The 14,517-nt window shown below is 39.0% G+C and carries 13 protein-coding genes; 3 read left to right on the plus strand and 10 right to left on the minus strand.

Going from position 1 to position 14,517, the window contains the following annotated elements; all coding sequences use genetic code 11:
• Positions 1-521: 521 nt before the first annotated feature.
• The 3 genes from DW694_RS12545 (at position 522) to DW694_RS12555 (ending at position 3,379) form a co-directional block, all read left to right on the plus strand.
• Positions 522-1,187 (plus strand): response regulator transcription factor, encoded by a 666-nt coding sequence (locus DW694_RS12545; RefSeq protein ID WP_110104239.1) that lies wholly within the window; start codon positions 522-524, stop codon positions 1,185-1,187.
• A gap of 139 nt (positions 1,188-1,326) precedes the next feature.
• Entirely contained in the window at positions 1,327-2,631 is a 1,305-nt protein-coding gene (locus tag DW694_RS12550; protein WP_158526520.1) for a HAMP domain-containing sensor histidine kinase, read from the plus strand.
• Between the two features lie 97 nt (positions 2,632-2,728).
• On the plus strand, positions 2,729-3,379 hold the full coding sequence (locus tag DW694_RS12555) for a hypothetical protein (RefSeq protein WP_110104237.1): 651 nt from the start codon (positions 2,729-2,731) through the stop codon (positions 3,377-3,379).
• 135 nt (positions 3,380-3,514) lie between these two features.
• On the opposite strand, the gene DW694_RS12560 is transcribed toward DW694_RS12555, so the two are convergent.
• The 10 genes from DW694_RS12560 to DW694_RS12605 form a co-directional block, all read right to left on the minus strand.
• Positions 3,515-4,222 carry a hypothetical protein gene (locus DW694_RS12560; protein WP_227574034.1) on the minus strand — a complete coding sequence of 236 codons (708 nt, stop codon included), beginning with the start codon at positions 4,220-4,222 and terminating at the stop codon, positions 3,515-3,517.
• Positions 4,219-5,517 (minus strand): hypothetical protein, encoded by a 1,299-nt coding sequence (locus DW694_RS12565; protein WP_227574035.1) that lies wholly within the window; start codon positions 5,515-5,517, stop codon positions 4,219-4,221. The genes DW694_RS12560 and DW694_RS12565 overlap by 4 nt, the downstream gene beginning before the upstream one ends.
• Positions 5,518-5,534: 17 nt before the next feature.
• Positions 5,535-6,182 (minus strand): ATP-binding cassette domain-containing protein, encoded by a 648-nt coding sequence (locus tag DW694_RS12570; RefSeq protein ID WP_167515474.1) that lies wholly within the window; start codon positions 6,180-6,182, stop codon positions 5,535-5,537.
• Between the two features lie 46 nt (positions 6,183-6,228).
• Positions 6,229-6,957 (minus strand): ABC transporter permease, encoded by a 729-nt coding sequence (locus DW694_RS12575; protein ID WP_227574036.1) that lies wholly within the window; start codon positions 6,955-6,957, stop codon positions 6,229-6,231.
• An 18-nt stretch (positions 6,958-6,975) separates the two neighbouring features.
• Positions 6,976-7,749, minus strand: coding sequence for a hypothetical protein (locus DW694_RS12580; RefSeq protein WP_227574037.1), 774 nt, complete (start codon positions 7,747-7,749; stop codon positions 6,976-6,978).
• A 118-nt stretch (positions 7,750-7,867) separates the two neighbouring features.
• The gene (locus tag DW694_RS12585) at positions 7,868-9,352 is read right to left on the minus strand and encodes a DUF6034 family protein (protein ID WP_118753121.1); all 1,485 of its coding nucleotides are present in this window, start codon (positions 9,350-9,352) and stop codon (positions 7,868-7,870) included.
• Positions 9,353-9,451: 99 nt separating this feature from the next.
• On the minus strand, positions 9,452-10,588 hold the full coding sequence (locus DW694_RS12590; RefSeq protein WP_252196590.1) for a HAMP domain-containing sensor histidine kinase: 1,137 nt from the start codon (positions 10,586-10,588) through the stop codon (positions 9,452-9,454).
• Positions 10,589-10,869: 281 nt separating this feature from the next.
• Positions 10,870-11,535, minus strand: coding sequence for a response regulator transcription factor (locus DW694_RS12595; protein WP_005423065.1), 666 nt, complete (start codon positions 11,533-11,535; stop codon positions 10,870-10,872).
• A 299-nt stretch (positions 11,536-11,834) separates the two neighbouring features.
• Positions 11,835-13,721 carry a beta-N-acetylhexosaminidase gene (locus DW694_RS12600; protein WP_118753123.1) on the minus strand — a complete coding sequence of 629 codons (1,887 nt, stop codon included), beginning with the start codon at positions 13,719-13,721 and terminating at the stop codon, positions 11,835-11,837.
• A 77-nt stretch (positions 13,722-13,798) separates the two neighbouring features.
• A complete protein-coding gene (locus tag DW694_RS12605) occupies positions 13,799-14,350 on the minus strand; it encodes a hypothetical protein (RefSeq protein ID WP_118753124.1) in 552 nt (183 codons plus the stop codon).
• Between the last annotated feature and the right edge of the window lie 167 nt (positions 14,351-14,517).

A 14,517-nucleotide genomic window follows, 5' to 3' on the forward strand; every position in this document is an offset into this window, starting at 1 on the left:
TTGCTATATATTATGTTAAATTCCTGAAAGTATTTTCTTTGCGTTCTCCAGGTTATTCTTTCCATTTATTTTTAGATATACTTTACTGATTTCAGAAGGCTCTCCTATTTCTCTGCAGAGATCCTGTGCCTGGGAAATGGGTATGTAGATTTTCCTGGAACCTCCGTTTCTCTGGCTTTCTTAATGCCCTCGGTTGTGGCTTCTATCACGACAAATTCTTTTTCATTAGAGTTTATAAGGACATCAATGTGCTGGCAGCAGTTACTTTCGCTGTTCTGCCTGTCAGGATAAAAGAACTGGTCTACGGAAATGTCCAGCAAGGTGACGATTTGGTAAAAGGTATTCAGGTTTGATTATGAGGACGATACGCAGTTTTATGTTTTAGTAGTATTTTATTCTACATACCCGATGACAACATTGATAGATTGAAAGAATGGCGGTAAAATAAATGCGGATAAAATTTGAGACTCCATAATAGATACATATTTCTCTGCTATATTTGAAAAATCGGAGGTGGAACAATGCAGAAGATTTTAATTGTTGAGGACGATATTGACATTCAGGATATATTAAAGAACCATCTGATTGATGCGGGATATGAAGTTGCTGTTGCTTCTGACGGTGTGGCAGGGATTGCAATGTTTGGGGATACCATCGACCTTGTGCTGTTAGACATCATGCTCCCTAAAATCGACGGTTATGGTGTATGTGAGGTCATTCGTAGGCGGTCACAAGTCCCTATTATTATGCTTACTGCGCTTTCGGATGAAGAAAAACAGTTGAAGGGTTTTGAACAGCAGATTGACGATTACATTCCAAAGCCCTTTTCGCCCAAAATCCTGCTGTGCAAGATTGCGGCTATTCTTCGCCGTAGGACTGTGGAAAATCAAAATCAACCCCTGCTTACTTATAAAGAGCTGAGTATGGACGTTGACGGATTCCATGTATATCAAGGCGGAAACGAGGTTGTTTTAACCAGCAAAGAGTTTGCGCTTCTTAGGCTTATGCTTGAAAATCAGGGAAAGGTCTTTACTCGGCAAATGCTACTTGACCGATTGTGGGCGGACGATTTGGAGGTCGAAGATCGGATCGTTGACAGTCACATAAAGAACATTCGCAAAAAGCTGAATGCTGACTATATCAAAACAATCAGAGGGGTGGGATACAGAATTGACAAAGTACATTAAGCAACGGTTATCCGTCAAGATTTTTATAATTACATTTCTTCTACTGGGTGCAGCTTGCGGCGGAACATATTTTTTCATTTCAAAACTGTTACCTACGACATACTCCAATTTGATAAATTCGGCTACGGAGAAATCCGCTATGCACCTTGTTGAGCAAATGACATCCTTTGACAATATATCTGATTGCGAAAATGACATATCTAATTTTTCAAAGGAAACAAATGCTGCTTTTTGGATTGAGGATAGTAACGGTCGTATGATATATCCCGACGAGGCATCAATGGAAACCTCTACTGCTTCGGCAGATTGCACAGTTACATTCGATGAAGATGAATCGTTCATAGATATGCAACCGTCTGGGGAAACCACGACAAATTTTTACCCGTTCACGTTAAAAAACGGTACTGCTTATGAATTGGCAGTTCAAACGGATTTGTTCGTTGTACAGCAGGCAACAAAGGTATTGCTGTCTATTCTTCCGTATGTTATCCTAATGATCTTTCTGCTTTCGCTCCTTTGTGCATGGCTCTATACACGGTACATCACTCGACCTATTGTGCGACTGAGCAAGATTTCAAAGCAAATGGCAGAATTGGATTTTTCCGGTCAATGTGGTACAGGACGAGAAGATGAATTAGGGTGTTTGGCGCAAAATCTAAATTCATTGTCTGCTTCGCTATCCACTGCATTGAACGACCTTCAAACTGCCAACCAACAGCTCAAAACAGATATTGAAAAGGAACAGGAGTTAGAAAGACAGCGGGTAGACTTTTTCTCGGCAGCATCCCATGAACTGAAAACACCACTAACCATCTTGAAAGGACATTTGGCGGGAATGCTGAACGGAGTCTGCGGTTATGAAAACCATATAGAGTACATGGAGCGTTCCCTGGCCGTTGTCGATAGGATGGAAAAGTTGGTAAAAGAGCTGCTGTATGTTTCCAAAGCGGAAGGAACTCAAAAAACTGAATATAAAACCGTTGATTTTGCGGAAATATTTCGGGTACAGATTGCCACTGTAACAGATTTATTGGAAGAAAAGGAACAGTGCCTTGAAGCAAATATTCCTACCCGTCTTTATTGTGAAGTGGAACAAGCACAGATGGAACGGGCGATTCAAAATATATTGGTAAACGCAACTCACTATTCTCCAAGTGGTAAACTGATTCGTATATCTTTGTCCGAAACGCATGGTACAATTCGTGGTGAAATTGAAAACACAGGTGTCCGTGTGCCTGACGATTCTATTCCACATTTGTTTGAAGCCTTCTACCGGGCAGATACATCTCGTAACCGTAATTCCGGCGGAAGCGGATTAGGGCTTTATATTGTTGGCAAAATCATGGAAATGCACCAAGCAAAGTACGGCATTTCAAATACAAACAATGGTGTACTGTTTTGGTTTGAATTGCCTTGCAGGCAGCCGATAGACAACTCCATCTAAAATCCATAATCCTTGCAAATTATATCCAAGTTGCTTTGTTATATTATAGCTGTCCTCAAGAGGGTAGCTACAATTTTTAGAAAGTGAGGTTTTATCAATGAAGAACAAAAAAATTTGGTCAATAGGACTGTGTGGAGCAATCTGTTTAAGCATTGCAGGAGTTACTTATGCAAGTTATGCAAGTGCATTGGCTTCGGATACACCAAAGGTTTCAACATCCGAAACAGGAAACACATCCAGTGCAGATATTCTCTATCAGGATACAGACGGTGGACAAATCAGCGTTGACGGTAAAAATTGGGTCGATGAGGCAGATTATGAGAAGAACAATGCAGCACCAGATGTGCAGTGGTGGACAGCTGATGAATATGAGGCGTGGATGAACGAACAGAAAAAAGAAATGGAATCTTTGATTGGAACCGGAGATGGTTGGTATGATGGGGAAGGCGTATTCCATGAATTTACACAGGAAAGCGTAGCTGCTATGATGGACAGCTATAAAGGAACTCTGGAAAGTATCAAAAAAGGAGTATTGTATTCCAAAGACAACGGTGACGGCGATACCTACTCCATGATTCCACCTACTGAAGATGTAGTTTCCTCTTATAGTGTTGATATAACAAAAGATAACGGAAAAGCAGTACACATCGGGGATTATTCCACAGTTGAGGAATTAGACAAAGCTATTTCTGATGCAGTTAAAAATGGTCAACTCACACAAGAAGAAGCGGACTCCGTTCAGAAATAATAACTAAGCCATTCTGCCGGTCGATGGCAAAAGAAAAAAAACCGTCGTACAGCAGACAAATTGATACGCCCATTTAAAGCAGCGGCCCGCCGCGAGACCATTTCGAAGGCAATCGCCGAATTGCTATATATTATGTTAAATTCCTGAAAGTATTTTCTTTGCGTTCTCCAGGTTATTTTTTCCATTTATTTTTAGATATACTTTACTGATCTCAGAAGGCTCTCCTATTTCTCTGCAGAGATCCTGTGCCTGGGAAATGGGTATGTAGATTTCGTTGCCTTCTGTTACTACAGCGGCTTTACAGGGCATATATGAGGTTTGCGGTCCTCTTGCGGAATTGCCGGATAAAGTGGTAAGATCATCTATGGCTTTGGAAGTTTCCTTCTCTTTTTCATCCAGGGAATAAAAAATATTCAGGTTTTCACCCATTTCTAAAAATTTTTCCTGTTGTTTTTTTGAAATGGCATGATTATTATAGTCTTTCATATCCCGTAGGGAACCATTTCCCAGCAATAACAACGGCATCTTCCCCAGTTCATTCTGAGTTGGATTTTTTCCAAACGCATTCATATCAATTCCTGAAAAAGTCGTTGTTTCCGTATAATCTTCAATTTTGATGACAACCGGGACTTCTATGACTGGCCAGATTTCTTTTATACCTTTTATCTTCTTCGCTTTCTGCAAAAAATCTTCATCATAAGCCAGATCTCCAAGTGGGAGCAGCACAGTAAATTGCCGTTTTTCTTCTTTCATGCCTGCCAGCAGAATTCCTGATAATGTAAGTGTCAATGTCAGCAGAAGTATGACAAATAAGGTAAAGCTGTCTATTTTTTTTCTTTTCAATGAGAAGCCGCCTTTCTCGCTTCTTCAAGAAGGATATTTTTCTTATGAAGCTTTCTGACCAGAATCAGGATTATGGAAATAAGCAGTACTGCAACAACTGCAGCTATGGAATACCACCAGTTATTGGTTTTCTCCTGGTCATCTTCAACCTTTAAAGACTTTATCTGGGTTTCTTTGATTTCAGAATCAAATTTTATTTCTTCCTCATACGATTTGCCATCGGCATCCTCATACGTAAGGATTAATTGACCTGCACATTTTCCTGTTTTTCCTTTTACATATATGCGAAGACTTCCCTGGGATAAATCTCCGGCCTCTATGGTCCCTAAGAATGCAGTATCGTTTGAGCTTAATTCATCAGCTTTTAAGCTGACACTTGCATTATATATTTTGTCTCTTCCTAGATTCATTGCTTTTACCGGGATTTCTACTGTATCCATAGCGTATAAAACAGATGGAATATCTGAAGCTTCCAATTTAACACGAACCGGTTGGATGATCTGAAAAGACAGTAATTCTGTACCGGTAGTTGCAGTTGCTTTCGAATCTTCATAATCCAGAGAAAAAGTAATGACAGCCTGGCCAGGATCACAGTTTTCTGTTATAGTAATCATCTGTTCCAAAGTAATTGCTTCACCAGGAGCCAGGACTTGTACATAAAAAGAGTTTTTCTCAAATTCGATTCCTTTGTTCTCTGTAGAAAGGGAAATTTTTAAACCAAATACATTTTGACTGCAGCTTTTATTTCGAAATGTCAGCGACATTTCTGTTGTAGAACCAGCCTCCAATCGTCCACCTGAAAGATTGCTGTCTTCTAATAATACCTGCGGTTTATGTAATATTTTTTCACTTGATGAGTCTGATGTTGAATTACCTCCTCCCCCACCGCCCGAATACCCTCCGTTGTCTATAACCGGATCTGTTATCTGTGGGGCGTCACCGTCCTCCTGATTATCACTGTCTATTACAACATGAAAAGGATTCGATTTAGAACCATCACCAAAGTCATCTCCTGATGTAAAAATATCCGGATCCGGATTTTCTTTATCGTTATCAGCTTTATCAGGAGTCTTTTCATCCTCTGCCGGAGGTTCGGTACTCGGAGGTTCGGTACTCGTAGATTCATCCTCTTTTTCATCAAGGGTTAACGAGTTGTCATTCTCATAAGATACGGACGGATCCGAGTCCGTAAATCCTTCTTCAGCAGATGTAATCTCCGTGTTTTGAGGCTCTGTGGCAAAAACGGTAGCTGGAAGAAATATTATTGTCGTACACAATACTAATGCCGTTTTCACAAATAAATTTCTCATTATCAGGCAGTCCTTTCTCTTAAGATTCCTCCATCCATTTCATATACGTGGTCACATAAGATTCTGATGTCCTCTTCATTATGGCTTGCCAGCAAAATGGTTTTTCCTGCTGCTTTTAAATCCAGCAGAAGTTCTCTTATTTCTTCCACGCCATGTTTATCCAGTCCATTAAACGGCTCATCCAGAATCAAAAAAAGAGGATCTTCCATAATGGCCTGTGCAATACCAAGGCGTTGACGCATTCCAAGGGAATATTTTCCGACTGGTTTCTTCATATCCGGATCCAATCCTACCCTTTTTAAGACTATGCGGATATCGGCCTTCGAAATCCGGCCATTCATGTCTGCCAGGATCTCCAGATTTTTAAAGCCCGTATATTGTGTAAGAAAACCGGGAGTCTCGATAATAACTCCAAGACTTTCAGGAAAATCCACATCATGTCCTATTTTTTTTCCAAATACAAAAATAGTGCCCGTAGTTACAGGGAGAAACCCACAGATGCATTTCATAAGAACGGTCTTTCCGGAACCGTTATTTCCAACAATCCCATAGACGTTCCCTGTTTTCAGGGAAAGATTTACTTCCTGTAACACGATGTCTTCACCGAAACGTTTGGTCACGTGTTCTATTTTTACGCAGGTGTTCTGCATCATTCCACTTGCTCTTTGCGGATCACAGGCCAGATTAAATGTCCCTTCAGATTTCTTCCAATCTTCCATATAAAACACCTCCCAGAATTCCCAGCATTACTAATAAAAACAACAGTAGAAATAGCCAAAGTCCTATTTTGTCCGGTCCCCAATTTTCATCAGCCAGTATCCATTCTACTGGATAAAACCATATCTGATTCTTAAAATAGCGGTCATGAAGGATAATTCCGAAATAAAAGCTTACAAAAGGGATTCCATATGCCATGTAAGCAGAATCCCATAAAATCCCGCAGTTTCCACCGAAAGTACTTATGATACTTCCGATAAGTCCTGTCCGAAATGCCTTCATGAGTAAGTCCAGAAGTGCTTCTTTCTGAATAGCACCCTTTATCTCCAGCGGATAGAACACAATAAAATTGATAAAAAGTACCGTTAGTATAGATAACGTCCAGACCATAAAACCAGATACCATAATGGAAAAGACTTTACCTTCGATATACTGTCTGCGAGTCGTTCTGGGAAGTATCTCCTTTAAAAATCCACTTTTATATTCTTGCAGAACGGAATCACTCCATGGCAATACGGCTGCTACCGGAATGGCAAAAGATACTGCCTGGCTTTTTAGAGAACCTTCCAGTATACTGATAAAAGTACCACATGTCAGTGCTTTTTTTAAGCTGGGATAAGTCTGTCCAATGGCTATGGAAATGCAGGCTATCAGCCATGCTGCCAGAAAATTTTTATTAAAACACATACGTTTTGTTTCACCCCACATAGGTTTTCCCCCTTCCGATCATGTCTTTTCTCCAAGAAATTCAAAGGTATATTTTTTCATCCGGTTAATTGCAAAAACTGCAAGAAGAACTAAAATACCCAGAAAAAACATATAGGAATGCGAGATTTTCGGAAGCAATGGGTCATAACCTAAGTTATGTTTTCCGTATACTGCCTGGTTCAGAGGACTGATCCAGCAGATTAATACATTTACCTGATACATTTCGTATTTTTCTTTATGTAAAATTGCAGCCAGTACTTTCGGGTCCAATAAAAAACCAAAGACACTGTAAAGAAGACCAAAAATCATCCCCTTAGTCTTCCCTTTATAGAGATTTCCTACAAGGATTACAAAGCTTAAGGTCAGCGAATAACAAAACAGAAGGAAGAAAACCTGCAGCATACAGCCATAGGGTGAGATACTTTCCATGACCCTTACTGTAGAAGGGACCTGCAGGTTTTTTCCTAATTCTGAATAACCAAGCATGGCCGCAGTTTCGCTCCACAGGTTACCTGGATAACTCTTTTTCATACACAGCACGGCCGTAAACAGCAGCATCAAAACCGTATATAAAACAGTTACAAGAATAACATAAATGAATTGACCTAAAAGCCATTTCCTCTTGGTTGTCCGGGTCAGCTGGTATGGAGTAATAGGTGTCATCTTCGGCAGGTCAGAAAACATAAGAAGCAAGAGCAGCGAACTGGACAGTACTGCTATCCCATCCCCAAATGTCCAGATAAATGGTTCAATGGCCTGTACCGGTGTATCGTAGGTCTCCATTACAACCATGATTCTGCCTGTAAGCAGGAAACTCAGTACAAATTCTAACAGAAATATAAAAATAACTTTGGGATTGCGTAGAAATCCGAAGAAATTGTACCTTACAATTCCAAATACCTGTCTCATGTCAGTAACCCAGATTCCGGTCTATGATACTGCCATCCACGGCATTAATGGTAAGGAAACTTTCATTCGGATTTTTACTGGTATTTGATTCTGTTTCTCCGTTATATTCACCTTCTGAAGTCATGCTGCCGAAAAAATCCCAGACGGGAATCAGAATACCTGTGTGTGCGTCAGTAGACGGCTCATATATTCTGGCATAACCAAGAACGATCCGATCAATATTATAGACCCTGGAATTTTCATATTGCATATTATCAGCGTTTGTTACCACCATCATTTTTTCATAAATTTTCATAACCTCGCTGAACGAAAGAAGATTTAAATTCTCTGTCTTTATTTTACCAATTGTGTAGGGATTTGAATAAGTCATGCTTTCTATGCCGTCTTTATCGACATAGAAACAGAGACTTTCATAAGACCATGTTTCCATTGTGCTGTCCATATCTTCCAATGCCCCACCATCTGCAATTGTCTGAGTGACCGGCACACCATTTATGGTACGTGCATAATCAATTCTATATCCATTTCCAAAATTACCTGAACTATTATCGCCTTCAAAACTTTTGCACACCGCGTAATTCCAGTTAGAAAACTGTAAATCTGTGATGCCCATTTTTTCAACTTTTTCTTTTACAAGTTTTTTTGCTTCATCCAGGGACAGCCCGATAGATTCTTCTGTGGGTTTTTCTTCCTCTTCAGAATATCCGTAATCACACCACATTGCATCCTCCGGTATTTTTTCCCCGCCCTTGTTTGCTGCTTTCTTGATCTTGACTGACAAGGTATCGGAGCCATCGGAAGATATTTTATAATAGTATTGTGAATCGTCTGGCATTTGTGCAATACAATCGAAAAAATTTCCGGCAACAGGTTTTGCCTCTGTCAGGGTTTTCTTTTCCGGAGCAGTTTCGTATTCCCATTCCCATGTCTCAATATCTTCATAGATATCATAGACATAATTCCCATCATCATCTGTTCCATAGTTATACGGGTCCAGGTTTCCGTTTGCAACGTCTTCTTTTAGTTCATCCAGAGTTTTTTTAATTTCATCCTTTGTCTTCACGTAATAACTATCCATGGTATAAAGTTTTGCCTCTGAGAAGAATGCGTTTGTAATACGGTCGAGAAGCTCCTGGGTAACTTCTGCCGCGGTGACAGAAATAGCAGATATCTTTTCCACTTCCGGAATTTCTACGCTTGCATCTGTATTTACCACGAGCTTGGCACTGTCATCTTCCACATGGCTTTTATAATTTTGAGGAGCATCAATGAGATTCCTGATGGTTGTCTTTGACTCTGAACCGTCATCGTTCTTGCTTTCAGATGCTTCTCCTTTAGAACCGCTAACATCATCCGCTTCCGTATAAGCATCTACAGCCTTGCTCCCCTTTGGCTTTACCAAAGAAGAATCCGGGGTCTGTGCGCATCCTGTAAACATTCCAATACAAAGCACTATTCCTGCAAACTTTTTTATGTTTTTTCTCATTTCTGGTAATATCTCCTTTCTAAGGTTGTTATAAGTATATCATCGAGCATTACACCAAATCTTTCGCGATTTGTAACTGATATGTAAACGTTAGTGTGATTACCAGAAAACAGAGACGGTAGTTCCTTTTCCCGGATTGCTTTCAATCTTCAGTTGGAAATCGTGCAGTTCTATAATTTTCTGACATAAAGAAAGACCGAGTCCTACACTTCCTTTTGCCCTGGAACGAGATTTGTCTACCATATAAAATGGTTCCGTCACCATTTCCAGATCCTCTTTCGGTATTCCCTTTCCAAAATCCTGAACCATCAGATGGTCTGGGGTTGCCTCAAGCACAATTTTAGATTCTTTCCTGGAAGCTTTGACTGCATTATCAATTAGATTTGTCACTACACTTATCATTAAGTCCTGATCAAACTTCTTTACCAATTCTTTTGGTTCACAAAATACATCAAGAGAGATGTTTTTTTCTTGAAGCCTGCAATCAATAAGTTCTTTTACTTCTTTCAGGAAGTTATCCACCTGTATTTCAGCTGGATTGAATGAGTCTTCCGAAGCTTCGTAGAGTCCAGTTAATTCCAGCATTTTCATAGAAAGTCTTGACAGCCTGCGACATTCATTTTCAATATAAATCAGAGCCTTCTCCTGCCTTTCCGGGGTTAGGCGCACAGTAAGCAATGTATCTGCATAGCCTATGATTGCAGTCATTGGGGTCTTCAGCTCATGAGCCAGACTTCCAATAAGCTGTTTTTGTGTCCGGTTTATGTTAGAAAGACTTTCAATTTGTTCTTTTATTTTACCTGTCATAAAATTAAAGGTTGCACCTACCTGCGCAAGTTCTGTATTGCCCTCTGACGGTACTTTAAAATCATAAATACCTTCAGAAACAAGAAGCGTAGCTTCTCTTAGGCTTGTAAGCGGTGCTGTGATTTTTCGAAGGCTCAAATAAAGGATAATTCCCATCACCACGATCAAAGATAAAGTAAATCCACCCGTCTGAAAAAACAGCAGATGACTTTTTTCTATTACATCTGTTATATCTTTATAAGTAACAATCTGATATCCCATATTTACATTGCCATAGTAAAATAACAAAAGTGTCCTTCCATTTATCTGACTGACCATAGGGCCATGACCGTCACTGTTGCTGCCATGATCCACCATGTTTGCCTTACTTTCACATAATTCTCTTAACTTTTTTACATCGAATTCATAAACAGTTCCATTATAGATCATTTTTCCATCAAGATATAAAACCGCGCTGTCATGAAAAACCTGCCGAAAAGCATAAGTAACTATTTGGGGGCGCATTTCGTTGTCGGCATTCTGTTTCTGATTGTCAGAAAGGCTTGTTTTATTTTCAAACTGTAAGATATTTGTTCTGAATATACTGCTTTCATAACTGTTGATATTCTGTATACTCTGATTTTTCCAACAATAAGTGGTATAGAGAAAGATCCCTGACGATACCAACAAAATGATACATGTAGTCTGAGAAAAAATCTTTATTAAGAGTTTCATAAATCCACCTCAAGTCTGTAACCGATTCTGGGAATTGTTTTAATCTTATCCTGCCAGCCAAGCTTTTTCCTGATACGACCCACATGTGCATCCACAGTTCTTGTTTCTCCGCAGAACTCTTCATTCCACAGTTCCTGCAGAATCTGATTCCTGGTCAGTGCTTTGTTCGGGTTTTTGGCGAACACCATGAGACAGTTATATTCCATTGGCTTTAAATAGATTTCCATGCCCATTTTTGTAACAGTACGACTAGCCGTATCAATGATGACATCACCAATTTGAATCTGTTCTTGTACAGTGCCATTACGTTCCAGTACTTTTTCAAGACGGACCATCACTTCCAGCATTTCAAATGGTTTTACAATATAATCTTCTGCACCGTCTTTTAATCCCTTTATCTTGCTCGCGATATCTCCCTTTGCGGTAAGAAATATTACGGGGATTTCATACTGCTTCAGTTTCGGTAACAGGCTATATCCGTCTCTTCCGGGAAGCATGATATCTACAAGTGCACACTGAAACGCATGATCTTGAATAATTGCTTCATATGCCTCATTTCCATCCAGATATCCTACTGTTTCATACCCTGCAATCTCCAAATTCATACATAGCAGGTCATTGATTGACATTTCGTCTTCTATCACAAGAATTCTTGCCTTCATAATTATTACCTCACATGTTTTTATAAATATCTTTTCACAGGTTAATTATACATTAAATTCTATATCGCAGTTGTAACTGATTTGTAACAGCAAAAAAGGAAACCAAAACCATTCTATGAGAATAGTTTTGATTTCCTGTATAAACCGTTATTTTCTGATCGTTTATAACGCTGGTGAGAACATTTATTATTATTTTTACTCCATTCCGGAATCATTCGAAAGAGAGACAATGCAAATACAAAAATTATTAAAATCACTAGAATTTTCATACGTAGCCTGATTCCCCTCATTTACCTTTATCAGATCGTGTCATTCAAATCACATCCACTGATAATGCGATTCCATAAGTTCTCCCGCTTGTCCATTCCTTTGGTAAAATAGGGAAGTCTTTCCTCTTCCAGCTCTTCCAGACGAGGCACATTTCCATTCAGATAATTGTCAATCCGGTATCCTGTACTTTTAAGTCTTGTAATTACGCCACCAATTTTTATATCCAGAATCTCATAACCAAATGGCTTTGCATCGTTCATCCAGATTTTTTCTCTTGATGATTTCATATCTGTCAGATTGCAGATGATTCCAGGAATAACATTCTGACTGATATCTTTCAACGCTGCTCTGTCCGATCTGTCATATGCTGATTTTATACACATGCCCAAATCGGCTTTATCAGCTAATACCGCCGCCAGTTTTTCATAAAATGAAAATAAAAGCTGATATTTTCCTGTTTTTTTTGCACATTCCTTCATACATTTCTGTATGTTTTGGTAGTAAGATTTTGTATTGACACCTGATTCTTTCACATGATAATCAAAAATGCCTAACATTGGATCCTGGTATAACAGATATTTTGAAGGATTTTGAGCCTCTTTATTCTCTTTCGTATTTAAGAATAAGGAATCAAAATTGTCAAGTGCCATAAAATCATCAAATTCCCCGCCTGTGCAGTTCCTGAACTCCTGCTTAAGGATTGTTTCGTCATAGTCTCTGTGAAAATCAAGGTGTGCAAAAAGTACAAGTCCCGGAAGCAAAGCATCCACCGGGGTTTCTGCACCATTATCCATCCATGCTGTACAGAGAACCTCTTTTATATTGTATTTTTTACAAGTAGAAAGCGCTGCTTTGGTACACGCATAGGTCTTAGAATAATTGGGGGAAATTCCGTTCCAAATCCAAGATCCTCCTGCAAAAATAACGTTATCCGAAAGCTGCGCATGGATATCCAGCATTTTTTCATAGGTTCTGGTATCATCATGATAATAGTCCCAATATACTAATCCTAGATCTTTTTTCGGTTTTTCCCATTTGGAGCAGTCCGTGTTTTCGGGCAGATCATAGTATCCGCCTGTAGAATTTGCTGTAATGTACATGTCACTCCATATCATAGGCTTTAATTCTAATTTTCTGCAAATATCTACGACCCTGTTACAATGTTCCCTGATTATCAGTGACCCTTTTTTATATCCATTTTCTTTTAGATAATTTCCAAGTCCCAGCATGACAGCCTCATCCATTCCAAGATGTACCCTGTTGGTAGAAAAATTCTCTTTTACTGAGCTGAGCAGCTTTTCAATAAACTGATAAGTTTCCTCTTTTTCAGGCTGGAGAATGTCCGCAGAATCACGAATCTTATCCATTCCCGGCCACTTCAGCGCATTGTGCAGATGAGCCAGGGTCTGAATACACGGAACAAGCTCTACCCCAAACATGGAAGCGTAAGCATCCAGCTCTTTTATTTCGTCCTTGGTGTATTTTCCTCGATAAGCCCCAAAATAAGGCTGCCCCTCTACTTCATAGGTATCTTCTGTATAAAGCATGAGTACATTCATTCCAAGTTTTGCCAGTGTCTTGATCAGGAATTTCACCTTTTCAACTGTAAATACAGCATTTCTGGAACAATCCAGCATAAGACCGTTTCTTTCAAAGCAGACATGCTCTTGATATTGAAATTCATCCTCTTCCATATGATGTATGGCATAATTAAGTGCCCGGTAATAATGAGATATTTCCCGACAGATGATATGAATCTGGTTTTTTCTTTTATTGATCAATATTTCTGGTCTGTCCTGAAATTTAACAAACAATTCTATGTTTTGGTTGAAACCGTCATTTTCAGCCAGCAGTATTTCAGTACCTTTTTTAATAGTATTATATTCTTTCTTATCAGATGAAAAAACAATGTTCATACGTATTCCTCTTTCTTTAGGAATTCTGCTCTTCTTAATAAATCAATCTTTTTAGCAGAGCATCCCCTGTCAATGTTCTATTTTATTCGTTTGTAAATAATCGGCTCATCATAACCAAAAGTTCTTTTCCCATTTACTTCCATGGACTCTGATACTTCCAATTGATTTTCAGTGAACTTTTCATGCAGAGAAAATTTCAATACGGGAGAAAACATACTTACACTTCCGCCTTCCCATGTATCACCTGATTTTCTGAAAAATGCAGGAGTAAATTTTGCAGAACACTTTAGCTGATCATAGTCGGCACCTTTGAAGATTTTGTAAGTAAAATTCTTTTTATCATATCCTTCCGGTATCTCATAAGAAATAAGTTTTATTGAATTGCTTTCTTCCATGAAAAGAAACAAATGTGAAGAAGAGCGGATAGTTCCCTGTACAGAATAATAGCTCTCTTCAATCATAAATACGCCTTCGAAACCATTTGGGAGATTTGCAATTTTGGAATTACATATTGTATTGATATGCTTTGCATATGGATACTGTGGATTTGTCTTACTTATTTTCTCAAATTGATCCTTATTATCAAATTTTCCATTCAACAGTGTAACAAAATTTATCAAGTCAGCCATGATCTTATGCCTCCATAATCTTTATCATATAGTTTTTATCCACTATACACCTTCCATATAAAAGAGTCCATGTACAAAATAAGGGAATATATAAACAAAATGCATCAGTTAACAAACATCGGCAGAGGGGCATATCATTGTCCAATTGATATGCCCCTCTTTGTCTG

Source organism: Ruminococcus sp. AM26-12LB (assembly GCF_003480785.1).
GTDB classification, from domain to species: domain Bacteria; phylum Bacillota; class Clostridia; order Lachnospirales; family Lachnospiraceae; genus Blautia_A; species Blautia_A fusiformis.

What these genes read in the sequence shown, in the direction of transcription:
- DW694_RS12555 (WP_110104237.1), top strand. Translation starts at nt 2,729, where the DNA reads ATGAAGAACAAAAAAATTTGGTCAATAGGACTGTGTGGAGCAATCTGT.
- DW694_RS12595 (WP_005423065.1), bottom strand. Translation starts at nt 11,535, where the DNA reads ATGAAGGCAAGAATTCTTGTGATAGAAGACGAAATGTCAATCAATGAC.
- DW694_RS12590 (WP_252196590.1), bottom strand. Translation starts at nt 10,588, where the DNA reads ATGATCTATAATGGAACTGTTTATGAATTCGATGTAAAAAAGTTAAGA.
- DW694_RS12605 (WP_118753124.1), bottom strand. Translation starts at nt 14,350, where the DNA reads ATGGCTGACTTGATAAATTTTGTTACACTGTTGAATGGAAAATTTGAT.
- DW694_RS12575 (WP_227574036.1), bottom strand. Translation starts at nt 6,957, where the DNA reads ATGTGGGGTGAAACAAAACGTATGTGTTTTAATAAAAATTTTCTGGCA.
- DW694_RS12585 (WP_118753121.1), bottom strand. Translation starts at nt 9,352, where the DNA reads ATGAGAAAAAACATAAAAAAGTTTGCAGGAATAGTGCTTTGTATTGGA.
- DW694_RS12580 (WP_227574037.1), bottom strand. Translation starts at nt 7,749, where the DNA reads ATGGTTGTAATGGAGACCTACGATACACCGGTACAGGCCATTGAACCA.
- DW694_RS12600 (WP_118753123.1), bottom strand. Translation starts at nt 13,721, where the DNA reads ATGAACATTGTTTTTTCATCTGATAAGAAAGAATATAATACTATTAAA.
- DW694_RS12550 (WP_158526520.1), top strand. Translation starts at nt 1,327, where the DNA reads ATGCACCTTGTTGAGCAAATGACATCCTTTGACAATATATCTGATTGC.
- DW694_RS12545 (WP_110104239.1), top strand. Translation starts at nt 522, where the DNA reads ATGCAGAAGATTTTAATTGTTGAGGACGATATTGACATTCAGGATATA.
- DW694_RS12570 (WP_167515474.1), bottom strand. Translation starts at nt 6,182, where the DNA reads ATGCAGAACACCTGCGTAAAAATAGAACACGTGACCAAACGTTTCGGT.